The organism is Agrobacterium genomosp. 2 str. CFBP 5494 (genome assembly GCF_900013495.1).
GTDB lineage: Bacteria > Pseudomonadota > Alphaproteobacteria > Rhizobiales > Rhizobiaceae > Agrobacterium > Agrobacterium pusense.
The window spans coordinates 938,258-962,098 of the sequence record NZ_LT009718.1 but is presented as its reverse complement, the minus strand read 5'-3'; the positions used below and the strand labels follow the sequence as shown (position 1 = coordinate 962,098).

The following is a 23,841-nucleotide window of genomic DNA, read 5'->3' as shown; positions in this document are numbered from 1 at the left end:
CAAGATAGTCTTATTTCAAAAAAATTGAACGATTTCATCAAGCAAAAAGCCCTGCCGAGGTGTATGGCAGGGCCTTACTCAGAAAAATCATTTCAACCGCAGGTCAGCGCCGCTTCATGGCTTCAGCCAGGGCAGCTGCCAGTGCACCACCGGATTGCGACCCCTCGTTGCGATCTTTGGGCTTGGCTGTCGCGTGGCGCATGGCGTTTGTATTGCCCCTCTCCCGCATCGGCTGCGGCGCAGCCTCACCACCATCCTTACGCATGGTCAGCCCGATGCGCTTGCGCTTCACATCCACTTCAACGACTCGCACCTTGACGACATCACCCGCCTTAACGACCTCATGCGGGTCTTTGACGAAACGGTCGGCGAGCTGCGAGACATGCACCAGCCCGTCCTGATGCACGCCGATATCCACGAAGGCGCCGAAGGCAGCCACATTGGTAACGGTACCTTCCAGCAACATGCCGGGTTTCAGATCGGTGATCTCGTCCACACCCTCGGCAAAGGTCGCGGTCTTGAAACTCGGGCGCGGGTCACGGCCGGGCTTTTCCAGTTCGGCGATGATGTCCTTGACGGTCGGCAGGCCGAACTGCTCATCGATGAACTTCTTAGGGTCCAGCGACTTCAAGGTGGCGCTATCGCCCATCAGCGAGCGCAGATCGCGGCCGCAGGCGGCGACGATCTTCTTCGCCACGCCATAGGCTTCCGGGTGAACGGACGAAGCATCCAGCGGCTCCTTGCCGTTTGGAATGCGCAGGAAGCCCGCGCATTGTTCGAAGGTGCGCTGGCCGAGGCGCGGCACTTTGAGCAATTCCTTGCGGCTCGCGAATGGACCGGTCTGATCGCGATGGGCAACGATGGCATCGGCAATCGAGGCACCGAGACCGGAAACCCGCGCCAGAAGCGGCGACGAGGCCGTGTTGAGGTCCACGCCGACGGCATTCACGGCATCTTCCACGACAGCATCGAGCGAGCGGCTGAGGCGGCCCTGATCGACATCGTGCTGGTATTGACCGACGCCGATAGATTTCGGCTCGATCTTCACCAGTTCCGCCAGCGGGTCCTGAAGGCGGCGGGCGATGGAGACTGCTCCACGTAGCGAAACGTCGAGATTGGGGAATTCGGCCGCCGCCCGCTCCGAAGCGGAATAGACGGATGCGCCCGCCTCCGACACGATTACCTTGGTGGGCTTTGTACCTGAAGCGGAAGCCGGCAGCTGGGCCAGAAGATCGGCCACCAGCTTTTCCGTCTCGCGGCTGCCGGTGCCATTGCCGATGGCGATCAGCTCGACATTGTGCTTGCGAATGAGCAAGGCGAGTTCCGCCTGCGCGCCGCGCACGTCGTTCTTCGGCTGGAAGGGGTAAACCGTCGAGGTGTCCAGCAGCTTGCCGGTGCCATCGACCACGGCCACCTTGACGCCGGTGCGGATGCCCGGATCGAGACCCATGGTGGCGCGCGATCCGGCGGGAGCGGCCAGCAGGAGATCCTTGAGGTTCCGTGCGAAGACGTTGATCGCCTCTTCTTCCGCCCGCTCACGCAACTCGCGCATCAGGTCGAGCGACAGCGACATGGAGAGTTTCACGCGCCAGGTCCAGCCGGCGACCTCCATCAGCCATTGATCGGCGGGGCCAGCATTGCGGATATCGAAGGCGGCGGCGATGGTGCGCTGCGCCGGCTTCACCGGTGCGGGATCGTCTGCATCGACATCGATCGTCAATGTCAGAATTTCCTCGTTCCAGCCGCGCAGCATGGCGAGCGCCCGGTGGCCCGGCACCGCCGCCCAGCGTTCGGAATGGTCGAAATAATCGGAAAACTTCTCGCCGGCCGCCTGTTTGCCATCCACCACCTTGGCGCGGAAGGTGGCGTTCTGGCGCATGTAATCGCGCAGGCGGCCAAGCAGATCGGCATTTTCCGTCATGGTTTCAGCCACGATGTCTCGCGCGCCCTCGAGCGCCGCCTTCACATCGGCCACCTCTCCCTGCACATAGGCCTCCGCCAGTTTCGCCGGATCGGCGGCGCGGTTTTCCCATATGGCTTCGGCAAGCGGGCCAAGACCCCTTTCGCGGGCGATTTCGGCGCGGGTACGACGCTTCGGCTTATAGGGCAGGTAGAGGTCTTCCAGCTCAGCCTTGGTGCCCGCCTGCATGATCTTGACCATCAGCTCATCGGTCATCTTTCCCTGCCCGCTGATGGAATCGACGATGGAAGAGCGACGGGCATTGAGTTCGCGCAGATAGACAAGGCGTTCGGAAAGCGTGCGCAGCTGGGTATCGTCAAGCCCTCCCGTCACTTCCTTGCGGTATCTGGCGATGAAGGGAACGGTCGCGCCCTCGTCCAGCAGGGTCACCGCCGCCTTTACCTGATCGGGGCGGGCGTTGATTTCGGAGGCGATGAGCGTGGCGAGGCGGGCGTTGTCTGCGGTCATATGGGTCTCTGCTGTCATATCTGGAGCGGCGACCATAATGTCTGATTGTGGCGTGACAACAAGAGGCGACAACGATTCCACAGGAAAGGCTGACTTCAGGGGAAAGACAGGCAATTCATCGTAGTGACCGCGGCGTCTCGAAAAGCGATTTCTGATGCAGAACGGCACCATCCGCACACCGTCACCCCGGACTTGATCCGGGGTCCAGTGCGATCAAGTCCTTGATCGCTTAAGACTCTTTCACGGCGCAGACGCGCCGTGGCTGGATGCCGGATCAAGTCCGGCATGACGGAGGAGGGATTTGCAGCCTCTGTTCGCAGGCTGAACGCGAGGCAATCGCCACATATTGGTCTTGACCTTTCGCCCCCCTGCCCTTAACGCCCCTGACACAAGGTTACTGGCGAATTTTGCAGGGGTATTGACCATGAAAGTTCTGTTGATCGGTTCCGGCGGACGCGAACATGCGCTGGCGTGGAAAATCGCCCAGTCTCCCCTGCTTGATGCGCTCTACGCCGCCCCCGGCAATCCCGGTATCGCCTACCATGCGACGCTCGTGGAGCTGAACGTGGAAGATCATGCTGCCGTCATCGCCTTTGCGAAAGAAAAGGCAATCGACTTCGTCGTCATCGGCCCGGAAGCACCGCTGGTCGCCGGTCTGGCGGATGACCTGCGTGCCGCCGGCATCGCCACTTTCGGGCCATCGAAAGCGGCAGCGCAGCTGGAGGGTTCCAAGGGTTTCACGAAGGATCTCTGCGCGCGCTACGATATTCCGACCGGCGCTTACCAGCGTTTCAAATCCGCAGAGCCGGCCAAGGACTACGTCCGCGCACAGGGTGCGCCCATCGTCATCAAGGCCGACGGGCTTGCCGCCGGCAAGGGCGTGACCGTGGCCATGACGGAAGCGGAAGCGCTTGCCGCGATTGACGACTGCTTCGACGGCGCTTTCGGCGCGGCCGGCGCCGAAGTGGTGGTGGAGGCCTTCCTCGATGGCGAGGAAGCGAGCTTCTTCTGCCTTTCCGACGGCAAGACCGCGCTGGCGCTCGCCACCGCGCAGGATCACAAGCGCGTCGGCGATGGCGATACCGGCCCGAATACGGGCGGCATGGGTGCCTATTCGCCCGCCCCCGTAATGACCGCGACCATGGTGGAGCGCACCATGAAAGAAATCATCGAGCCGACGATCTCGGGCATGGCGAAAGATGGTAATCCCTTCTCCGGCGTGTTCTTTGCTGGACTGATGATTACCGCCAAGGGCCCGGAACTCATTGAATACAACGTGCGCTTCGGCGATCCAGAATGCCAGGTGCTGATGATGCGCCTGAAAAGTGATCTGCTGCCCATCCTCTACGCCACGGCCACTGGCACACTGGACAGGGTTGACGCGGAATGGCGCGACGAGGCTGCGCTGACCGTCGTCCTGGCTTCCAAGGGTTACCCCGGCGCATACGACAAGAACACGCCGATCGCGCATATTCCTGAAGCGAGCGAAGAAGCGAAGGTGTTCCATGCCGGGACTGCGTTGAAGGACGACAGGCTGGTGGCTACGGGTGGCCGCGTGCTGAACGTTACCGCCCTTGGAAAGACCGTGACGGAGGCGCAGGCCCACGCCTATGCGCTGGCGGACAGGGTGGAGTGGGAAAACGGCTTTTGCCGGCGCGATATCGGCTGGCAGGCTGTGGCGCGCGAAAAGGCCTGATTTTTAGATCAAACGGGCCGGCAACGAATATTTCGTTCAATTTTTACCAAGTTTGCTGACCCGATGGAAACGAAACGCCGGTAATACTTGCCCGAACATGGAATGGCGCACTTTGCCCGTATCACGAGGCGGCGCCGTTATTTGGGGGCTTTTTCGATGCGGCGTCTTCTTCTGACAGCGATTGTCGTGCTGACCGGCGGGTCTGCCATGGCGTCTTCCATCGAATATATCAACGGTGTTCATACCACCAATGGCAGCTTCATCCGTCGCGACTGCACGGGTTGCCAGCAGGTCAAGGAGAAAACCGCGGCGCAGGTTTACAGCATTCCTTCCATAGAACCCGGGACCCAGCACACGGAAATGCGGGAAGTGGATGGCAAGCAGACGCTGGTGCGCACGGAAGCATGGCTCGGCGGCGCGCCCGTGACATTTGTCAGCACCAATCCGGCATGGATGCCGAAGGAAGCGTCTGGCACCGCAATCGCCACCTATGACGACGTGGAGCCAACGGCGCATACGCAGGAAACCGCTGCGACGCCCGGCGGCATAGACATGACGACCACCACTGCGGCTACGAAGGAAATTTCGAGTACCGATGCGGCGGCCCCCTCACGCGCTTCTGCCTTGCCCGCTCCGACCAACTTCCCGGACTTCCAATTGCGCGGCAACTGACCTGCGGGTTGGATGACAAATGTCAAACAATCGCGTCCGCGCTGTATTTTTCACGGTCGTCAGCAACCATTTGGGGAATTAAAAATCCCCGAGGGGTTATTCCGCCGGCTGGCGTGATAAAGCTTCCACTAATTAAATATATCTTCAAATTTTTGGCTGCTAAGTCATCTCATGGTGCAATGCAGCACAGCATGAGGCCTTGGGCGGATGCCGCTCTTCAGGCCGTTCCCGGCGCATCATGCGCTTCTCCCTTTTCCGAAACACCGGCAGCGCGCGGCAAAGCGAGGCGCGCGAGGCCAAACGCTTGTGAGCGCCCATGAAGAACCTTTCCATTTCCCGTCAGTTGATCGTTCTCGTCGTGGCCCTGATGGCCGCCTTCGCCGTGGCAACCTTCTACCAGCTGAAGTCCGCCACCGACGCGATCTATGAGGAACGCTACGGTATGCTGCGGACTCAGGTGCAGTCGGCCATCTCCATCCTGCAATCCTTCCACGACAAGGAAAAGGCCGGCACCCTTTCGCGCGACGAGGCCATGAAGCAGGCTTATGCGACCGTCAGCGCCATACGCTTCACCCCGGATGGCTACCTCTTCGGTTATGATTACGATGTGACGATGAAGTTCCATCCCGATGCCAAGCGCGTCGGCGAGAACTTCAAGGGCAAGCCTGACAGCAAGGGTTTCGCTTATCGTGACGAGCTGGTGCGGCTTGGTCGCAATGGCGGCGGCCAGACGGATTTCTACGGCCCGAAGCCCGGCATGGAAGGCAATGACTACGCCAAGAGCTCCTATGCACTTGCCTTCGAACCCTGGCAGGTGGTGGTCGTGACCGGCGTTTACATCGATGATCTGAACGCACAGGTGCGCGGCGAGGTGATGAAGGCGCTATCCATCGGCGCGTTGATCTTCGTGCTGGCGCTTGCAGCCGCTTTCTATGTCATCCGTGGTATCTCGAAGCCCCTCGGCGATATTCACCGCGCGCTTGGCGAAGTCGCCAATGAAAACGTCTCGCTCGCCATTCCCCATACTGGCCTCACCAACGAAGTGGGCATGATGGCGAAGGCTACTGCCTCGCTTCAGGACAAGGTACGCGAGCGCCATGCCATGCAGCGCCGTGAGGAAGAACAGCAGCAACAGCTCAATGCCGAGCGCCAGAACAACCTCGACATGCAGCGCGACGAGGCAGAATTGCAGGCGCGTGTGGTCGCCACCATCGGCGAGGCGCTGGAAAAGCTGGCCGGCGGCGATCTGACCGTGCGCTGCGGCGACCTCGGCAACCGTTACGCAACGCTGCGCGACAATTTCAACGAGGCCCTGACCCATCTCGATGCCGCCATGGCCAAGGTAAATTCCAAGAGCATCGACATTGGCGGCTCAAAGGAAGAAATCCGCAAGGCCTCCAACGAGCTATCGCAGCGTACCGAACGGCAGGCTGCCAATCTGGAAGAGACCTCCGCAGCGCTTGACGAACTGACCGTCGCGGTGCGCCAGACGGCGGAAGGGGCAGCTGACGCCGCCAAGCGTGTCACCACCGTCAGCTCGGAAGCCACGCGCAGCGACCGTGTGGTGGAAGAAGCGATCATGGCGATGAGCGGCATCGAGCAGTCTTCCGACCAGATTTCCAACATCATCGGCGTGATCGACGATATCGCCTTCCAGACCAACCTTCTGGCACTGAATGCTGGCGTCGAAGCTGCTCGCGCGGGTGAGGCTGGCAAGGGCTTTGCCGTGGTAGCGCAGGAAGTGCGCGAACTCGCACAGAAATCCGCGGCTGCCGCCAAAGAGATCAAGGACCAGATCGCCCGCTCTTCCGCCCAGGTGGAAAATGGCGTGCGGCTTGTGGGCGAGGCCGGCGATGCACTGAAGCGTATCTCGGACCAGATCAAATCCGCTAACGAGATCGTCAGCAAGATCGCCCACTCGGCAGCCGAGCAGGATACGACGCTGCGCTCGATCTCCTCATCGCTCAACCAGCTCGACGTCACCACCCAGCACAATGCGGCCATGGCGGAAGAAACCACGGCTTCGGCGGAAGCGCTTGCCGTGGACACCGAGGAACTGCTGAACCTCATCCGCGGCTTCCGCGTGTCGTCCGGTCACCAGCTTCATGCCATGGCGCATGAGCTGCGCATGGCGGGGTGATACGCCGCAAGACTATCGATGAACAAAGGCGCCGGGGAACTCCGGCGCTTTTCTTTTAACGGGTCAGCACATCCAGCCGGTCGATATCGGCAGGTGAAAAAACGGCAATACCGGCTTTTTCGAGCAGCGCCGCCGTCACCCCATTGCCCGCATGTTTGACGCCAGAAAACGAACCGTCATAGATCGCAACCGATCCACAGGACGGGCTGCCGTCGATCAGAAGCGCGTATGTGCAGGCATTGGCCCTCGCAAAGGCCAGCGCCCTTTCTGCGCCGGCAATGAATTGCGCCGTGACATCGCCGCCGGTCACCTCTAGCACGCGGGCGCGGCCCTCCAGCACATCGAGACCGGAGGCACGATCTTCGATTTCCGCCGGCGGGCGCGGCACGGGCATACCGCCCGCCATCTCAGGACAGATCGTCACCAGCCTACCCTCGCTTCGCCAGCGGTCTATCGCCGGGTGGGCGAAGGGTTTGCCTCTGCCGTCGTAACGGACAGGTTGGCCGAGGAGGCAGGCGCTGATGAGGATTTTGGAGGTGGGGTGGGTCAATCGGAGGTTATCCTGCGGGAGTTGAGGCTGTGGCTTACCCCCCTCTGCCCTGCCGGGCATCTCCCCCTCAAGGGGGGAGATCGGCGAGAGGAATGCTCCCCGCTCTTCCCGAAACGTTCAATGTGGCTGAGAGCTCGCCACAGGTCGATCTCCCCCCTTGAGGGGAGATGTCCGGTCGGACAGAGGGGGGGTGAACCGCGCACACTGACATGTACGGCTGCCCCAACCCCATCACCCCGTTATCTTCGAGAAATCCGCAACCGTGCCAGTTGCCTCGCGAATGGCCTTCAGCAACGCCAGACGGTTTGCGCGGATGGCCGCGTCCTCGTCGTTGACGAGCACATCTTCGAAGAATTTATCGACGGGCGCGCGAAGCGTCGAAAGCGCCTGCATGGCAGAGCGGAAATCTTCGCCGGCAACAGCCTTCGCGGCATCGGCAGACGCGGTCTTGATCGCCGCATAAAGCGCCTTTTCGGCATCGAGCTTCAACAACTCTTCCGAAACGCCATCCGCCACCACAGTCCCCTTCTTCTCCTCCGCGGCCAGAAGCTGGGTGGCGCGCTTGGCGCCTGCCAGAAGGTTACGGCCATCCTCACCGGTGATGAAGGCGGTGAGCGCTTCGACACGGCGGGCGATCATCAGCAGGTCGTCGGATTCCGGCGTCAGGACGGCGTCGATCAGATCGTAACGCGCGCCGAGATCGCGGAGATAGACCTTCAGACGGTCGTGGAAGAAGGAGAGAAGGTCCGGATCCTTGGCAACGCACAGCAGTGGCAGCCGCACGTTCTTCTCAAGCAGAATACGCACCACGCCCAGCGCCGCACGGCGTAGCGCGAAGGGGTCCTTCGAGCCGGTCGGCTTTTCATCGATGGCCCAGAAACCGACGAGGGTGTCGAGCTTGTCAGCGAGAGCGACCGTGATCGCCACCTTATCGGCCGGCAGGCGGTCGGAAGGGCCCTGCGGCTTGTAGTGATCTTCGATGGCGGCAGCGACGCTTTCGTTTTCGCCCTGAAGTGCCGCATATTTGCGGCCCATCAAGCCCTGAAGCTCGGGGAATTCGCCGACGGCTTCGGTGCGCAGGTCGGCCTTGGCCAGCACAACGGCGCGGTCCACCAGCGCGGCATCGGCGCCGACGATCGGGGCCAGCGTCTTCGCCAGTTCGCGGATGCGAGCCACGCGCTCGCCCTGCGTTCCGAGCTTGGCGTGAAAGGTGACGTTGAGCGCATCGAGCTTCGCCATGCGCTGGTCGAGCGGCTTTTTAAGATCGAGGCTGAATTTTGCAGCCGAGTCCTTCAGCATCTCAAGATCGGGCAGATCACCCTGGTCACGGGTCCAGAAATGGCGGGCATCCGACAGGCGCGCGCGCACGACCTTGCCATTGCCGTGGATGATTTCCTTGCCGCCATCACTCGCTTCGATGTTCGAGACAAGGATGAAGCGGTTGGAAAGGCCCTCTTCCGCACCCTGGTTGCGGGTGACGAAACACTTCTGGTTGGTCTTGATGGTGAGGCGGATGATTTCTGCGGGAATTTGCAGATAGTCCTCTTCGAAAGTGCCTATCAGCACCTGCGGCCATTCGACCAGGCCGGAAACTTCTTCCAGCAGGCCTTCGTCTTCCACAAGGTCGAGCCCGTTGGCGAAAGCGAGGTCCTTGGCGTCGTGCAGGATGATGTCCTTGCGGCGCTCGGCATCGAGAATGACCTTCGCCTTTTCGAGGCTCGAGACATAATCCTCGAAACGGCGTACGGTGATCGGGCCCGGCGCATGGAAACGATGGCCATAGGTAACGTTACCGGCAACGATACCATCGATGGCAAACGGGATGACCTGCGTTTCATCGTGTTCGGGGCCGAACAGGCAGACAATGGACTGCAGCGGCCGCACCCAACGCAGGCTTTCCGAACCTTTGCCTTCGATACCGGCATAGCTGGAGCCTTTCGGCATCGAAGCGGGGCCGGAGCGCATGGATTTCGGCCAGGGGAAAGAGCGGATGATGCCGGGCATCACCTCGGCGATGATCTCTTCCGCCGGACGGCCCGGCTTGTTGATGATGGCGATGTAGAAATCACCCTTCTTCGGATCGGAAACAACCTGCGCTTCCGAGATATCGTTGAGGCCTGCGCCACGCAGAAAGCCTTCGATGGCCTTTTCATTGGCATCGGTGCGCGGACCCTTCTTTTCCTCACACACATCGGCCGAGCGGGCGTTGAGGCCACGAATATCCAGCGTCAGACGACGCGGTGTCCAATATTCACGCGCACCTTCATAGGTCAGCCCTCTCTCCACCAAGGCATCGGTGACGAGTTTCTTCAGATCGCCCGCCGCCTTGCGCTGCATGCGGGCAGGGATTTCCTCGGAGCGAAGTTCAAGCAGAAGATCGGGCATGGGATAAGGACTTTAATCTGTTGCAAAAGAGTGTCGCGGACTTAGCAAGACCAGCGGCAAAAGTCACCAGCTATCGGTTAAATTACCGCGGCAGGCATCACCAGCCGCCGCCACCGCCACCGCCGCCGCCAGAGCCGGAAAAACCGCCCCCGCCCCCGCCTGAGAAGCTGGAGCCGGAAGAGCTGACAGGCTGCGGAATGGTGGAGGCGATTGTGCTTGCCATAGAGGTTGAGAACCCGCCGATCCTGTCGCCAAAGCTGCCGTAATTGCTGCCCAGGTACCAGCCGGGCGCATAACTTGCCGCGGCGGCACCGGCGGCGGCGGTCGCGAGCCAGGTCTCGAACGTACGGCTCCAGGGCTTTTCGACGCCAAGCGCCACGGCATAGGGCAGCAGCGTTTCGAAATGTTGCGGCGACATGGCCGGCGCGCCCGCCATGTTCATCCGGTCCTTTTCGGCCAGCGTCAGATAGGTCCGCAGGCCTTCGATGCCATCCATCAGCTTGCGGCCGAGCGGCGTCGGTGCGCCCATCAGAAACAGGAACAGCGCATTGGTGAGCACGATTCCGCCGATGGCAGCGAGCGCCAGTGACTTGGTGTCATGTGTAACGTCAAGCAGGATTTGCGTGGCGATGCCGCCAATGGCCGAAAACGCCACGAAACCGGCAAAGGCGAGCATGACGATGCCACCGATCCGCTTGCGCAGCGGCGCGCCGCGCGAAAACTGCCGGCCGATGCCAATCGAAAGGATGCTGAAAAAGAAAGCAAAAAAGCCAAAGACCAGCACAGCGGCGATGGCGCTCTCATCCAGATCGCCGAAGACCAGCGTCGCAACGATGAGGGCGAGGCTGAGGAAGATACCGAAGACGGTGTAGCCGGCATTGCTGCGGTAATACTTGCCGCGATGTTCTTTCTCTATCGCTGCGCGAAACTGTTTGCCGACCTTCTCGACCTCCGCCCCATGGGCCTTGTCGATGGTTAGCGTCTCCCCCGGCCCACCGATGGAGGAAAGCAGCGTCTTCTGTCCCGTCGGCAGGTTGTCGGCCGTCGCCTTTTGCGTGCGGCGGATGACGATGGCGTTCTTCAGGTCCTCCAGAACCACATAACCTTTTACGGCCAGATCAAGTGCCGAAGCGGAAAGCGCCGTCCAGCCTGCGCCGGAAAAACCGCGGTTATCGACGTAATTGACCAGCGCCGGGGAAAGTCCATCCGGCGCGTCCCAGCGCGGCACGACGACGCCTTTTGCCGGATCGCGGCCCACGGCGAACCAGGCTCGCAGATAATAGAGGAGCACGACGAAGAGACCGCCGCCCGAAAGGAGGATGGCGAGATTGTCCCGCAGCCACCACCCCGCCTCCTGCGTGGTGTCAGGAGCCGCTATAGCCCCCTTGGGCAGTTTCACCGCAACCGTCATGCCCTCGCCCACCGAAAAGGGGCGAGTGGAGGCGAAGAAAAGCTCGTTGCCCTCACTGAGGATGCGGGCGTCCTTGCCTTTTGCGCCAAGCGGACCGGTGAAGACGGCGGTATCCGTCGCCTTGACACCATCAGGCAACGTGATGGTAGCGGAAATCTCGCCCATGGGGAATTGCCAGCCATTGCCGGTGACGTTCCAGGTCAGCTCGTCATAATCGCTGAAATAACGGATCTGCCGGGCGGTGGTGTAGGTGATCTGGAAGATATGTTCGCCCGTCGGCAACATCCTGTCGGCGCTGCCGGTATAGATGCGGATGCCGCCATCGATGGTTTCGGTGCGCCAGTTCTCGGGCGCGCCGTCGCGCTCCACCGAAACGACGTCGAAATCCACCTTGGTGCGGCGGTTATTCGCATCCAGCGCATAAAGCGGAAAATCGCGGAAAATGCCGCGCTTGATGTTCTGGCCTTCGGCGCGGGCGGTGATGGTCTCCGTCACCGTCAGCTTTCCGTCTCGCGCAACCTCGATGACGGAATGATACGAACGGATGAACTCTTCCGCGAAAGCCGGGAAGGCCGCGCCCAGGAAGACGAACAGCGCGAGAAATCTTGCGGCGATGGTCTTCACGGGTGATTTCTCCTTAAGGGGATGGAGCGTTTCCGGTTTCAGAATACAGTCATTGCCGTCATACCGGGCTAGACCCGGTATCCAGCAGCCGCGCGTCTGCGCGGCTTGAAGAGTCTTTCGCGATCAAGGACTTGATCGCACTGGATTCCGGCTCAGGGCCGGAATGACGGAAAACCAATACCGTTCTTCTAATGCTGCGGCTCGGCAGCGGTTTCCTTTTCCGAGTATTCGACGCCGAGCGAGGCGAGCGCCTTCCAGTAACCGGGATAGGTCTTGGCCACGCAGGCCGGGTTCTGGATGGCGATACCGCCGATCTTCAACGCCGCCAGCGCAAAGCTCATGGCGATGCGGTGGTCGGCGAAAGTGTCGATGGAGGCCTTGACCGTTTGGCCCGCAAGCGAGGGATCGGAATGCACGATCAAGTCGTCGCCTTCCTCATGCGCCAGACCATCGCGGATTTCGTTGAGGCCGAGTGAGACGGCGCGGATTCGGTCGCACTCCTTGACGCGCAGATTGGCGATGCCGACGAAACGCACCGGCGTTTCGTTGAAGGCAGCGAGAACCGCGATGGTGGGAATGGCGTCCTGCATCTGCGAACCGTCGATTTCGGCGGGCAGATGCGGAAATTGCGCCATGACCTCATAGGCCTTGGCATCCGGCTGGGTGAACTTGTCGGCCGGCGTGCCGATATCGATTGCGCCGCCGGTCAAAAGCTCAGCGCCCCAGAGATAGGTGGCGGCCGAGGCATCCGGCTCAATGTGGAAATCGGTTGCCGTGTAGCCGGTCGGATGCACGCGCCAGATGGCGTTGCTGACCCGCTCCACCTTTGCGCCGAAGGCTTCCATGGCCGATGTGGTGAGATCGATATAGCCCTTCGCGCCGATATCCTCACCTTTGAGGATGATATCGACAGGCTTGTCGCCGCAGGCGGCGGCCATCAGAAGTGCGGACACATACTGGCTGGAAAGGTTGGCGTCGATCGTGACGCTGCCCTTCGGGAAGCCAGTACCCTTACCGCAGACGGTGACGGGCGGGCAGCCGGTCGGCGCCTCCGCCTCAACGCCGAGGGAGCGCAGGGCTTCCACCAGCGGCATGATCGGGCGTTTGCGCATATGCTCGTCGCCATCGATGATGACGGCGCCATCCACAAGGGCGGCAGCGGCGGTGAGAAAGCGGGTAGCTGTGCCGGCATTGCCGAGGAAAAGCGGCTTTTCCGGCTGATGCAACCCACCTGAACTCTCCACCACGAAGGTAGTGGCGTCAGGCTCGGTTACCTTGACACCCATCTCACGCAGCGCTTCTGCCATGTAAAGCGTATCGTCGCTTTTCAGCGCGCCCGTGAGACGGCTTTTGCCCTTGGCGAGCCCGGCCAGCAGAAGTGCACGGTTGGTAATGGATTTGGAACCGGGCGGCTCCACCTTGCCGGAAAGCGGGTGGCCGGGCGGGGTGATGGTCAGTTCGATCATGATCGTCGTCTTGTCAAAGTATGCGGCGCAAAGCCGGGCTATCGGAATATCGGCGGGAATTTGTGAGCCGGTGCTTAGAACTTCACCGTCGGCACGGCGCGGTCGGCCGGGTTGTCGATCTCGAAATAGGGCGCCTTGGCAAAACCGAACTGCCCCGCCACGAGATTGGACGGGAAGCTCTCCACCTTGACGTTAAGATCGCGGGCAGCGCCATTGTAATAACGGCGCGACATCTGGATCTCGCTTTCGATGGTTTCGAGCGAGCGCTGCAATTCCAGAAAGTTGGTGTTGGCCTTGAGGTCGGGATAGGCTTCGGCAAGTGCAAAAAGCTTGCCGAGCGCCTGCGACAGCAGCCCTTCCGCCTGGGCGCGGCCTTCAACGTCTCCCGCCGGTACGGCCTGCGCCCGGTTGCGCAGGTTGATCACCTCCTCGAAGGTGCTCTTTTCATGGGCCGCGTAACCCTTCACGGTCTCGATGAGGTTGGGGATGAGATCAGCGCGGCGCTTCAGCTGCACGTCGATGCCTGACCACGCCTCTTCCTTCATCTGCCGCGCCTTGACGAGACCGTTATAGATGAAGACGACATAAAGCGCGATTGCCGCGATGATTGCCAGCGTGATAAACATGAATTGCGATTCCCAGCTTCGTTGCGCGCACGATAACCGCTCATTACCGCAAAGTCATGAGGCTTCGCTCATTCTGTCCGCTTTTGGCGGAACGGACCCGCTGCAGGAAGCAGCGCCCGTTATTTATAAAAGACGGTACAATATAATTTCAGGCCGGATACCTTACGGACAAAAAGAGTATAGGAGGCAAGCCTGTAGCCTCGCTCAGCCCAATATTCCTTGTTTCCCTCCAGATGATTCCAGCCGTCTATGACCCAGTCGAGCATTTTCGTATTGCGCGTGTAGTGCATGCGGACGAGCGCGCTGCCCACATCGAGAGAGCGCTGGCCGCTATCCTTGCACTCCATGCGGGTGACGATCATTCCGAAAGAACGCAGCTTGTCGGCGCGGGCAAAGGCATCGTTGCCGCTCATCCAGTCTGTCGTTTCCGCAGCCGCGCCATTACCGAGAACGCATCCGAGTGTAAGCACATATAGAAAACAGAAATTTCTAATATTATTCACGGTTAAACCCATTGCGCTATTCAGCCATACGAATCCACACAAAATAAAAGGCCGTCAAGAACGGCCTTTCAAATCATCAAAGTTAGACAAGAGCTTACCGCTAAAAATCAAGCGGCCCTGTTCCAGTTCAGCCCGCCCGCATCCGTCAGCAGGAAAGCTTCGCCGCAGGCTTTGGCCAGCGTGCGCACGCGCAGGATATAGCTTTGACGTTCCGTCACCGAAATCACGCCGCGCGCATCCAGAAGGTTGAAGACGTGGCTGGCCTTGATGCACTGATCATAGGCCGGGAACACGCATTTGTGCAGGCGCTGATTATCGTTGTCCCCGGGCGCACCGGCAGCGAGAAGCGCCTGGCATTCCTTTTCGGCGTCGATGAAATGGCGATGCAGCATGGCCGTATCGGCGAATTCGAAGTTGTGGCGGGAATATTCCTGCTCGGCCTGCAGGAAGACGTCGCCATAGGAAATCTTCTCTTCGCCCTCGCGGCCGTTGAAGTTCAGGTCGTAGACATTGTCGACGCCCTGGACATACATGGCGAGGCGTTCCAGACCATAGGTCAGTTCGCCCGCGACCGGCGAGCATTCGATGCCGCAGACCTGCTGGAAGTACGTGAACTGCGAGACTTCCATGCCATCGCACCAGCATTCCCAGCCGAGGCCCCACGCGCCAAGCGTCGGGCTTTCCCAGTCGTCTTCGACGAAGCGCACGTCATGCAGCAGAGGGTCGAGGCCGATGGCCTTCAGCGAACCGAGATAGAGTTCCTGCAGGTTTGAAGGGTTTGGCTTCAGGATGACCTGATACTGGTAATAATGCTGCAGACGGTTGGGGTTTTCCCCGTAACGGCCGTCCGACGGGCGGCGCGAGGGCTGCACATAAGCGGCCTTCCACGGCTTCGGCCCAAGTGCGCGCAGCGTCGTGGCCGGATGGAACGTACCCGCGCCCACTTCCATATCGTAAGGCTGCAGCACCGCGCAGCCCTTGTCGGCCCAGTAATTATGGAGCGTCAGGATCAGCGCCTGAAAGGAACGCTTCGGGTTCATATGGTCGGGAACATCGGTCATTGCAGTCATCGCGGCGTTAGGAGGACAAGTAAGCATTGACTTACTTCGGATGCGGACTGGTGCCACGGCGTGGCCTGAGGGTCAAGGTTTTATGCGAAGCGGCGATCAGCCCACGGCCTCGGCACGTTGACCACCGATGCCACGGTCTGCGAATTTCCTGAGAAGCCTGATCACCGGTTTTTCAAACAGGAGATGTGCGGCAACCGAGACAGCCAATGCCGCAAAAACGACCACGATCCCCGCCGCAGGGCCCGGCGCTATGATCTTGTAGACCACGGAAATAACCAGCCCGTGCAGGAGATAAAGCGCATAGGAGGCGTCCCCGATGATTTCAAAGGGCTTCAGCCACGCGATGGGCCAGCCACCCGCTCTTTCGATCCACACACAGCCTGCCACCAGCAGAAAGGCTGGCACGCCCCAGCTCGCGATGCGCAGAAGGCCGGATTGCTCACCGATACCGGCCGCGAAAGCGAAGCCGACAAAAGAAAGCACGAGGGCCGCTGCGCCGCTGCGCACGCCCGCAAAGGCAATCTGCGACAGGACAAGACCGGCGAGGAATTCCAGCAGCAGCGGCGAGGCCCAGATCTGCATGAAGGGAGACTGCCAGTCCGCCAGTTGCCCCAGGCAGACCATGCCCGTCAGGACAATGATCGTCACGGAAATGGGCGCGCGCAGTGCAAGACCCAACGCAAAAACGAGATAAAAGAACATCTCCATATTCAACGTCCAGCCCACCATCACTAGAGGCGTGACCTGGCCCGAAGCATCCGCATAAGGGACGAACAGCAAAGATTTCCAGAGATGGTCCATGGTAAAGGTGAATGTGGAAAACACGCCTGCCAGCGCGCCAAGACACATGAGCAATGTAACGGCCCAGTAGAGCGGCACGATACGGAAAAGCCGATGACGCAGGAATTTGGTGGGTGTCGCCTTATCGCCGACCATGCCCATCACAAATCCCGATATTACGAAAAACACATCCACCCCGGCGGCGCCTATCGTCAGAGGAGCCCCGACAATGTGAAAAAACATGACGGAAAGCGCGGCGACCGCCCGCAAAAACTGAATGGAATGAACTTTTTGCAAAACTACCCCGTCCGGCTGCGCAATGCGAGACTTCAGCCGGCTTAGGCCGAAGCAAAGCAGATCACCCTGAAATTTGTGGATCACTAATCGCACAATCGGGACGAAAATACTCGGCGAATTTCAGGGCTGTCCCGAAAAGCTGATTTTTGGGTTAACCCCCAATCCTTCAGGACTGGCAAACGAGATTGTCCGGGATGACTGCGCCTTACGCCTCATCCTCACGCTTCACGCGGTACTCCCCCGTCTCGGGATCCTTGATCAGCGTGCCGATCGCTCCGGTCTCGCGTTCCTTCTCGCGCTGTTTCGATTTTGCCGAGAGCTTTTCCGCATCGCGAACGAAGCGGCGGTAGAGGATGATGGCCCCCACCACCAGAAGAATGATTGTAATAAGCTGCGCCATAAGGCTTTATTCCCGCGACATCATAGACCGAAACGCGACCACAATGCCTTTTCTTCGGCGACCTCCGCAAGACCCGCGACGGCGCCCGCCGCCAGCCTTGGGGTGTCGAGGCCAAACGCAGCATTCACACCAGGTACTTTTTTACCGAACAAAGTGCGCCCGCCGCTGACGAGCTGGAGCTTGACCTTTTCACCATAACGGCGGCGCAGAACCTCGCGCATGTCACCCAGCCCATCGATCAAGCCAAGGTCGAGGCCACGCATGCCGGTCCAGAACAGGCCGGAGAAGATCGCCTCGTCGCCCTTTAGCTTGGAGCCGCGGCGCATCTTGACCATATCAATGAAAACATTGTGGATTTCGACCTGTAGCGACTTCAGGTAATCGATGTCGCCTTCCTTTTCCGGCTGGAAGGGATCGAGAATGACCTTGTTTTCGCCGGCCGTATAAACGCGCCGCTCCACACCGATCTTCTTCAACATTTCCGGAAAACCGAAGCCGCCGGAGACGACGCCGATCGAACCCACGATTGAGGTGGGGTCGGCGATGATCTCGTCGCCGGCAAGAGCGATCATATAGCCGCCCGAGGCCGCGACGTCCTCCACGAAGATGAGGACTTTCTTGTCCTTTTCCTCGGCAAGCTGGCGGATACGGTTATAGATCATCCGCGCCTGCACCGGCGAACCACCGGGCGAATTGAGCGAAATGGCGACGGCCGGAGCATCCTTGACGGCGAAGGCCTTTTCGAGAAGCGGCGCATAGGAAGCGAGATTGAGGGCGGGGCGGAACTGGTTGCCGCCGGCCATAATCGCGCCATGCATGCGCACCACGGGAATGACGAGCTCTTTTTTACGAAAGCGTTTCGGCACAAGAAGCTTCAGCAAACCCACCAATCAATCCTCACAGCAATGACTTCATCGACACGGATGTATGTATCGCCGGGCAAAACACAATGGCATGCGGCTAGCGTCACGGTGATTTTATAAGCCGGGTCTGATTGCCCTTACATTACGGGAATAGGCCGCACGACCATTGTTGAGGTCATCAACAAAGGGGGTGAAGGCGTGGCTGCCGGTCTCATGCATGATGAGCGGTGCGCGGAAGGACAGCCGTGCGCGCGATCCCTTGATGGCGGTTACGAGCATACGTACCGCATCCTCGCCGGGACGCGGATGGATGAGGGTGATTTCGATACCGCCGAACCGGCTGCCGCAGGCAGCAATGATCTCCGCCACTGATTGCGGCCTCGAAATCAGGGAAAGCTGCCCGCCCGGGATCATGATCGCACCCGCGGTCCTGATCCAGTCTTCGAACAGGCCGTCCGTCATCGCGTGGGCTTCGGCCTTCAGAGCATCCGGCGTGCGGCGGTCGCCCGCGTCATTATAGGGCGGGTTCATGATGACGTGATGGAAATGATCGTCGGGCAAACCCGCTTCCACACGGGCTTTCGCGCGCAGCGTCACATCCGCTTCGCGCACCTCGACGCGGGCCGAAAAGGCTGCATTGTCAAGCAGTTCCAGACTGCGGCGGGCAAACTGCGCCATTTCCGGCGAGCGCTCATAGAGCGTCACCCTGGCCTTTTCGAGCCGCGCCGCAACCGCCATGCCGGCGGCACCGGCACCGGCACCCAGATCGGCAATCCGGCAGGGGCGGTCATCCGCCACCAGCGAAGCCAGAAGCATGGCGTCCATGCCGGCCCGATGCCCCCTGCCCTTCGGCTGGATGATATGAAACCGGCCCCGATGAAAGGCATCGATCGTTTCGGAAATGCCGTCGTCCACCGTCGTTCAAGCCTCTTCGTTGCGCAATTCGTCGCCGAGCCCGGCATCGATGAGGATACGGCGGGCCTGAGCCGCCCGATCTTCCTCTACCAGAAACCGGCGGGGCAAAAGGCCGAGAGATCCCTCCAGAATGCTCATTGCCTGATCGGCAATGAGGCAATGGATGCCGGCATCCTTCATCAGGCTTTCGGCGAAGGAGAGCAGCACGGCATCGTTGGTACGGATCAGTTCACGCATGGATAGACCTTAAATTCCCATCTTTTTGAATGGCTAGCGGCAATTCGCCCCTTGCCGCGCAAGGCGTCAGTTTTTATTGTCGAATTCAAATTCGAACTGGAGTCCTGTCCCTTGGGCGTCGTCATACCGCTTGAAGAAAGCAAAAACAAACTCGCATCCGTCAAGCCGCTTGTCGACCTGACCCGCCCCGACATGGAACGGGTGAACCAGCTTATCCTTTCCAAGGCCGGTTCCGACGTGCAGATGATACCCGAGGTGGCCAACCACCTCATCTCGTCCGGCGGCAAGCGCCTGCGGCCGATGCTGACGCTCGCCTCGGCCTCGATGTTCGGTTATGAGGGCGACAACCACATCAAGCTCGCCACCAGCGTGGAGTTCATGCACACGGCGACGCTTCTGCATGACGACGTGGTGGATGAAAGCGATCTGCGTCGCGGAAAATCCACCGCACGCACCATCTGGGGTAACCAGGCAAGCGTTCTCGTCGGCGACTTCCTGCTTGGCCAGGCTTTCCGCATGATGGTGGATGTCGGCTCTCTCGATGCGCTCGACGTGCTCTCCACCGCCGCCTCGGTCATCGCCGAGGGTGAGGTACTGCAGCTTTCGGTCGCCAAAAACATGGAAACGACAGAGGACGATTATCTTCAGGTGATTCGCGCCAAGACGGCTGCCCTCTTCGCCGCCGCGGCCGAAGTCGGCCCCATCGTCGCCAAGACCGACAAAGCGACCCGCAGTGCACTGAAATCCTATGGCATGAATCTCGGCCTCGCTTTCCAGCTGGTCGATGACGTCTTGGACTATGGCGGCAAGTCCGCCGATCTCGGCAAGAACACGGGCGACGATTTCCGCGAAGGCAAGATCACTCTGCCGGTCATCCTGTCCTATCGCCGCGGCACGCAGGATGAGCGCGCTTTCTGGCGCAATGCCATCGAAAATGGCGAGAGCAGCGACGAGAACCTCGAAAAGGCGCTCGGCCTGATCACAAAATATAACGGCCTCGGTGATACGATAGGCCGTGCAACGCATTATGGCACCATTGCCCGCGATGCGCTTGCACCGTTGCCGCAGAGCCCCTGGAAAAATGCGCTTCTGGAAGTGATCGACTTCTGCATCGAGCGTCTGAACTGACGCCGCAGGCCAGGCGAAAGGCGGATGGAACACAGCATCCGCCCGAGGTTGCGGGCTTGGCTCTCCGCGAGGCGTGATTGTGGCCGGGGCCATAATTTCTTGCGGGGTTGCTTCAAAAAAGCCATTCTATAGTGACCAAACAATGGAAACTGATTTTTCCGTGCTTCTGCACAAAGGCAAAGGTTCCCTCATGCGGCGTAAACCAGCACTCCGTCTTCTCTGCAGCGCGGCTCTTGCCGCCGCTCTCGCAATCGGCGCGGGTGCAAGCCCCGGCTTTGCGGAGACGAAGGCGACACCGGAAGACAAGGCCGTTACGTTCGACGCCGGCAAGGTCAACACCTTCTCCGGCGCCTTCCTCGCCGGACGCAATGCCGATGTCGATCAGGATTATCCCACCGCAATTTCGCTCTACAAGAAGGCGCTGGAATTCGACCCTGCCAACTCGGAAATCCGCCAGCGGCTGATGATCGCCGAACTTCTGAGCGGCAACTTCGAAGCCGGCGCCAAGATCGCCGATTCGATGAAGGACGATACCTCGGTGGAACGCGTCACGACCATCGTGCGTGGCCTCGACGCCATCAAGGACAAGGAATTCGCCAAGGCCGAGAAAGTCCTGAAATATTCCGGCCCGAACGATCTGGACCGCATGGTCAACACGCTTCTGACCGCCTGGGCGCGCGCGGGTTCCGGCAAGCCGAAGGAGGCTCTGGCGCTCGTCAACAACATGAAGGGCCCGGGCTGGATTTCGATCTTCCAGAAATACAATGCGGCAGCCATCGCGCTTGTTTCCGGCAACACCGAGGCCGCCCGCAAGAGCCTGAACGAAGCGGTAACCGACCGCGAAGGCGGAGCGACCGCCTCCGATACCTATATGCGCGCAGTGATGGCGCTCGCAAGGCTGGAGGCTTCCGCCGGCAACAAGCAGAAAGCGCTGGATGCGATCGCGGTCGGCGACACTTTCGCGCCGAATTACGCACCGCTGAAAGCCCTCCGCCAGTCCATCGAAAAGGGTGAGAAGCCGGAGCAGCAGATCACCAATGCCGTGGAGGGCGCCGCCAGCGTCATGTTCTCCATCGCCGGTGCGTTGAACCGCGAAGGCGCCGAAGAGATCGTCACGCTTTATCTGCAGACGTCGCGCGCGCTCGATCCGAAGAGCCCGGATACGCTCATTCTTCTCGGCGGACTTGCAGAAGCCATGAAGAAGCCGGAACGTGCCATCGCCTTCTATCGTGAAGTGCCGAAGGACTCGCCGATGTACCGCATCTCCGAGCTGCAGCTCGGACTGACGCTGGCGCAGACCGAAAAGGTGGAAGAGGCACGCAAACACCTCAAGTCGCTCCTCGAATCCGACCCCAAGGATATTCGTTCCTACCTCGCCTATGGCAGCGTGCTGTCCGATGCCAAGGACTACAAGGCCATGGCGGAGAATTACGACAAGGCCGTTGAAGTGATCGGCGCCGTGCCGCAGAAATCCGACTGGACGGTGTTTTTCCAGCGCGGCATCGCCTACGAGCGCCTGAAGCAATGGGACAAGGCCGAACCGAATTTCAAGCGGGCGCTGGAGCTGAACCCCGAGCAGCCGCAGGTTCTGAACTATCTGGGTTATTCCTGGGTGGACAAGGGCATCAATCTCGATGAAGGCATGAAGATGATCAGCCGCGCCGTCGAGCTTCGGCCGAATGACGGCTATATCGTGGATTCGCTCGGCTGGGCGCATTATCGCCTCGGCGATTTCGACGATGCCGTGACCGAACTGGAACGGGCAATCGAACTCAAGGCCGGTGATCCCACCATCAACGACCATCTGGGCGATGCCTATTGGCGCGTCGGCCGCAAGATCGAGGCGGTCTATCAGTGGAACCGCGCATTGATCGGCGACAGCGACGACGTGGACAAGGCCAAGGTGAAGGAAAAGATCGCCAACGGCCTGCCGCCAGTCGAAAAGGATGCCGAGAATACGGCCAAGAAGGACGTCGCGCCGCAGCCGCCGGCTCCTCCGGCCCCGGCGACCCCTGCTCCGGACAAGAAATCCTGACGCCGCATGGCGATGCAGGGAATTTCCGGGGCGGCCGAGACAGTCGAGGCGGCCCCGGCCAAGGTTAATCTGGTACTCCACGTCACCGGGCAGCGGGCGGATGGCTACCATCTGCTTGAATCGCTGGTGGTGTTTACCGAAGCCGGCGACACGATCCATATCCAAGACGCCGATGTCGACAGCTTCTCCATCTCAGGACCGTTTGGCGATCTTCTACACGCCGGCGACGGCGGCAATAACCTCGTCACCCGGGCCAGAGATTTACTGCGCAACGCGCTCGCATCAATGGGTCAACCAGCGCCCCCGGTCGCCATTCACCTTGAAAAGAATCTGCCCGTTGCATCAGGTATAGGGGGCGGCTCGGCGGATGCGGCGGCAACGCTGCGGGCGCTTCTGCGCCATTGGCGTGCCGGGATGACACCGGATAGGATTTCGTCCATGGCACTGACGCTCGGCGCGGACGTGCCTATGTGTCTTGAAAGCCGATCGCTGATCGCGCGCGGCATCGGCGAGGACATCGAACCGGTCAATGACCTGCCGGAACTGTTTCTGGTGCTGGCCAACCCGCTGAAGGCGGTCTCGACGCCGGAGATTTTCCGGCGATTGCAGAACAAGGCCAACCCGCCTTTGCCGACGCCAGCCAAGGTTGGCGAGGTGACAATCGGCTGGATGGATTTTCTCGCGGAAAGTCGCAACGATCTGCAACCGCCGGCCCAGGCGCTTCTGCCTGACATCGGCGCGATCATCGGGTTGCTGTCTGAGGAGGGCGCCACCCTTGTGCGCATGTCCGGTTCGGGGGCAACCTGTTTCGGGATTTTTCATTCCTTCGATGCCGCCCAAAACGCGGAAACATCGCTTCGGAAGAAGCGCCCAGGCTGGTATTTTCAGGCAACGCGGACCATTTGAGGGCCGGATATTTCGAGGACAAAGCCATGGCAGGCGATAGACCCTTCATTCCCCTTGGCATTGCGGTTCTGACCGTTTCGGACAGCCGCACGCTGGAGAATGACAAGTCCGGCGATACGCTGGTCACAAGGCTGGAGGAGGCAGGCCACAGGCTCGCCGCCCGCGCCATCGTGCCTGACGACAAGGCGGCGATCGCAGACACGGTGCGCGAATGGACGCTCACTGACGGCGTGGATGTGGTCATCACGACAGGCGGCACCGGCTTTACCGGCCGCGATGTGACACCCGAGGCGCTGGAACCGCTGTTCGAAAAGCGCATGGACGGGTTTTCGGCGCTGTTCCATCGCATTTCCTACGACAAGATCGGCACCGCCACCATCCAGTCACGCGCGACCGGTGGCGTGGCGAATGCGACCTTCATCTTCGTGCTGCCGGGATCACCGGGGGCTTGCAAGGATGCGTGGGATGGCATCCTCAAGGCGCAACTCGATTATCGTCATCTGCCGTGTAATTTCGTGGAAATCATGCCGCGGCTGGATGAGCATTTGAAGCGTGGAGCTGGTGGGGTTTAGGGCACTTGGTCGAGGGTGCGTGGAGCTTTACCCCCCTCTGCCCTGCCGGGCATCTCCCCCTCAAGGGGGGAGATCGACTTGAGGCGAGGTCTCGCCCATCTTAGGGCTTGAGAATAAAGTGGCGGTAGCGCCTCTTG

The 23,841-nt window shown here is 60.4% G+C and carries 20 protein-coding genes; 7 read left to right on the top strand and 13 right to left on the bottom strand.

Features of this window, described 5'->3' with window-relative positions:
* Positions 1-103: 103 nt before the first annotated feature.
* The gene (locus AGR2A_RS04510) at positions 104-2,428 is read right to left on the bottom strand and encodes a Tex family protein (RefSeq protein WP_004440134.1); all 2,325 of its coding nucleotides are present in this window, start codon (positions 2,426-2,428) and stop codon (positions 104-106) included.
* Positions 2,429-2,852: 424 nt separating this feature from the next.
* Between AGR2A_RS04510 and purD the strand changes: the two genes are divergently transcribed.
* The 3 genes from purD to AGR2A_RS04495 all read left to right on the top strand — a co-directional run bounded on the left by purD (position 2,853) and on the right by AGR2A_RS04495 (position 6,936).
* The gene (purD, locus tag AGR2A_RS04505) at positions 2,853-4,124 is read left to right on the top strand and encodes a phosphoribosylamine--glycine ligase (RefSeq protein WP_072494003.1); all 1,272 of its coding nucleotides are present in this window, start codon (positions 2,853-2,855) and stop codon (positions 4,122-4,124) included.
* A gap of 156 nt (positions 4,125-4,280) precedes the next feature.
* Positions 4,281-4,796, top strand: coding sequence for a plant virulence effector HPE1-like domain-containing protein (locus AGR2A_RS04500; protein ID WP_022555665.1), 516 nt, complete (start codon positions 4,281-4,283; stop codon positions 4,794-4,796).
* A gap of 316 nt (positions 4,797-5,112) precedes the next feature.
* The gene (locus AGR2A_RS04495; RefSeq protein ID WP_072494002.1) at positions 5,113-6,936 is read left to right on the top strand and encodes a methyl-accepting chemotaxis protein; all 1,824 of its coding nucleotides are present in this window, start codon (positions 5,113-5,115) and stop codon (positions 6,934-6,936) included.
* A gap of 55 nt (positions 6,937-6,991) precedes the next feature.
* Here the strand turns inward: AGR2A_RS04495 and AGR2A_RS04490 are convergent, their stop codons facing one another.
* The 12 genes from AGR2A_RS04490 to AGR2A_RS04435 form a co-directional block, all read right to left on the bottom strand.
* Entirely contained in the window at positions 6,992-7,486 is a 495-nt protein-coding gene (locus AGR2A_RS04490; protein WP_072494001.1) for a DUF523 domain-containing protein, read from the bottom strand.
* A 231-nt stretch (positions 7,487-7,717) separates the two neighbouring features.
* Positions 7,718-9,871, bottom strand: a complete 2,154-nt coding sequence (gene glyS, locus AGR2A_RS04485; protein WP_072494000.1) for a glycine--tRNA ligase subunit beta — start codon at positions 9,869-9,871, stop codon at positions 7,718-7,720.
* 97 nt (positions 9,872-9,968) lie between these two features.
* Positions 9,969-11,906 carry a DUF2207 domain-containing protein gene (locus AGR2A_RS04480; RefSeq protein ID WP_072493999.1) on the bottom strand — a complete coding sequence of 646 codons (1,938 nt, stop codon included), beginning with the start codon at positions 11,904-11,906 and terminating at the stop codon, positions 9,969-9,971.
* A gap of 188 nt (positions 11,907-12,094) precedes the next feature.
* Positions 12,095-13,372, bottom strand: a complete 1,278-nt coding sequence (gene aroA / locus AGR2A_RS04475; protein ID WP_072493998.1) for a 3-phosphoshikimate 1-carboxyvinyltransferase — start codon at positions 13,370-13,372, stop codon at positions 12,095-12,097.
* Positions 13,373-13,446: 74 nt separating this feature from the next.
* The gene (locus AGR2A_RS04470) at positions 13,447-13,998 is read right to left on the bottom strand and encodes a LemA family protein (protein ID WP_006699477.1); all 552 of its coding nucleotides are present in this window, start codon (positions 13,996-13,998) and stop codon (positions 13,447-13,449) included.
* Positions 13,999-14,117: 119 nt separating this feature from the next.
* Positions 14,118-14,501, bottom strand: a complete 384-nt coding sequence (locus tag AGR2A_RS04465) for a hypothetical protein (RefSeq protein WP_223215408.1) — start codon at positions 14,499-14,501, stop codon at positions 14,118-14,120.
* A 107-nt stretch (positions 14,502-14,608) separates the two neighbouring features.
* Positions 14,609-15,571 (bottom strand): glycine--tRNA ligase subunit alpha, encoded by a 963-nt coding sequence (locus tag AGR2A_RS04460; RefSeq protein ID WP_020813609.1) that lies wholly within the window; start codon positions 15,569-15,571, stop codon positions 14,609-14,611.
* A 96-nt stretch (positions 15,572-15,667) separates the two neighbouring features.
* A complete protein-coding gene (locus AGR2A_RS04455) occupies positions 15,668-16,594 on the bottom strand; it encodes an acyltransferase family protein (protein WP_234825357.1) in 927 nt (308 codons plus the stop codon).
* Positions 16,595-16,853: 259 nt separating this feature from the next.
* Entirely contained in the window at positions 16,854-17,048 is a 195-nt protein-coding gene (locus AGR2A_RS04450) for an NfeD family protein (protein WP_004440115.1), read from the bottom strand.
* A 20-nt stretch (positions 17,049-17,068) separates the two neighbouring features.
* Positions 17,069-17,935, bottom strand: a complete 867-nt coding sequence (locus tag AGR2A_RS04445) for a S49 family peptidase (RefSeq protein ID WP_162699437.1) — start codon at positions 17,933-17,935, stop codon at positions 17,069-17,071.
* A gap of 90 nt (positions 17,936-18,025) precedes the next feature.
* A complete protein-coding gene (locus AGR2A_RS04440; RefSeq protein ID WP_004440112.1) occupies positions 18,026-18,826 on the bottom strand; it encodes a tRNA1(Val) (adenine(37)-N6)-methyltransferase in 801 nt (266 codons plus the stop codon).
* Positions 18,827-18,832: 6 nt separating this feature from the next.
* Entirely contained in the window at positions 18,833-19,063 is a 231-nt protein-coding gene (locus tag AGR2A_RS04435; RefSeq protein WP_004440111.1) for a DUF2007 domain-containing protein, read from the bottom strand.
* A 111-nt stretch (positions 19,064-19,174) separates the two neighbouring features.
* Here AGR2A_RS04435 and AGR2A_RS04430 point away from each other — a divergent pair, with 111 nt between their 5' ends.
* The 4 genes from AGR2A_RS04430 to moaB all read left to right on the top strand — a co-directional run bounded on the left by AGR2A_RS04430 (position 19,175) and on the right by moaB (position 23,704).
* Positions 19,175-20,191 (top strand): polyprenyl synthetase family protein, encoded by a 1,017-nt coding sequence (locus AGR2A_RS04430; RefSeq protein WP_004440110.1) that lies wholly within the window; start codon positions 19,175-19,177, stop codon positions 20,189-20,191.
* Between the two features lie 142 nt (positions 20,192-20,333).
* Positions 20,334-22,226 (top strand): tetratricopeptide repeat protein, encoded by a 1,893-nt coding sequence (locus tag AGR2A_RS04425; RefSeq protein ID WP_167378174.1) that lies wholly within the window; start codon positions 20,334-20,336, stop codon positions 22,224-22,226.
* Positions 22,227-22,232: 6 nt separating this feature from the next.
* Entirely contained in the window at positions 22,233-23,132 is a 900-nt protein-coding gene (locus AGR2A_RS04420; RefSeq protein WP_072493996.1) for a 4-(cytidine 5'-diphospho)-2-C-methyl-D-erythritol kinase, read from the top strand.
* Between the two features lie 26 nt (positions 23,133-23,158).
* On the top strand, positions 23,159-23,704 hold the full coding sequence (gene moaB, locus AGR2A_RS04415; protein ID WP_072494866.1) for a molybdenum cofactor biosynthesis protein B: 546 nt from the start codon (positions 23,159-23,161) through the stop codon (positions 23,702-23,704).
* Positions 23,705-23,841 lie beyond the last annotated feature (137 nt).

Bases quoted from the DNA above. Each gene is read 5' to 3' on its own strand.
- AGR2A_RS04510 (WP_004440134.1), bottom strand. From the start codon at position 2,428: ATGACCGCAGACAACGCCCGCCTCGCCACGCTCATCGCCTCCGAAATC.
- purD (WP_072494003.1), top strand. From the start codon at position 2,853: ATGAAAGTTCTGTTGATCGGTTCCGGCGGACGCGAACATGCGCTGGCG.
- AGR2A_RS04500 (WP_022555665.1), top strand. From the start codon at position 4,281: ATGCGGCGTCTTCTTCTGACAGCGATTGTCGTGCTGACCGGCGGGTCT.
- AGR2A_RS04495 (WP_072494002.1), top strand. From the start codon at position 5,113: ATGAAGAACCTTTCCATTTCCCGTCAGTTGATCGTTCTCGTCGTGGCC.
- glyS (WP_072494000.1), bottom strand. From the start codon at position 9,871: ATGCCCGATCTTCTGCTTGAACTTCGCTCCGAGGAAATCCCTGCCCGC.
- aroA (WP_072493998.1), bottom strand. From the start codon at position 13,372: ATGATCGAACTGACCATCACCCCGCCCGGCCACCCGCTTTCCGGCAAG.
- AGR2A_RS04470 (WP_006699477.1), bottom strand. From the start codon at position 13,998: ATGTTTATCACGCTGGCAATCATCGCGGCAATCGCGCTTTATGTCGTC.
- AGR2A_RS04460 (WP_020813609.1), bottom strand. From the start codon at position 15,571: ATGACTGCAATGACCGATGTTCCCGACCATATGAACCCGAAGCGTTCC.
- AGR2A_RS04455 (WP_234825357.1), bottom strand. From the start codon at position 16,594: ATGTTTTTTCACATTGTCGGGGCTCCTCTGACGATAGGCGCCGCCGGG.
- AGR2A_RS04450 (WP_004440115.1), bottom strand. From the start codon at position 17,048: ATGGCGCAGCTTATTACAATCATTCTTCTGGTGGTGGGGGCCATCATC.
- AGR2A_RS04435 (WP_004440111.1), bottom strand. From the start codon at position 19,063: ATGCGTGAACTGATCCGTACCAACGATGCCGTGCTGCTCTCCTTCGCC.
- AGR2A_RS04425 (WP_167378174.1), top strand. From the start codon at position 20,334: ATGGAAACTGATTTTTCCGTGCTTCTGCACAAAGGCAAAGGTTCCCTC.
- AGR2A_RS04420 (WP_072493996.1), top strand. From the start codon at position 22,233: ATGGCGATGCAGGGAATTTCCGGGGCGGCCGAGACAGTCGAGGCGGCC.
- moaB (WP_072494866.1), top strand. From the start codon at position 23,159: ATGGCAGGCGATAGACCCTTCATTCCCCTTGGCATTGCGGTTCTGACC.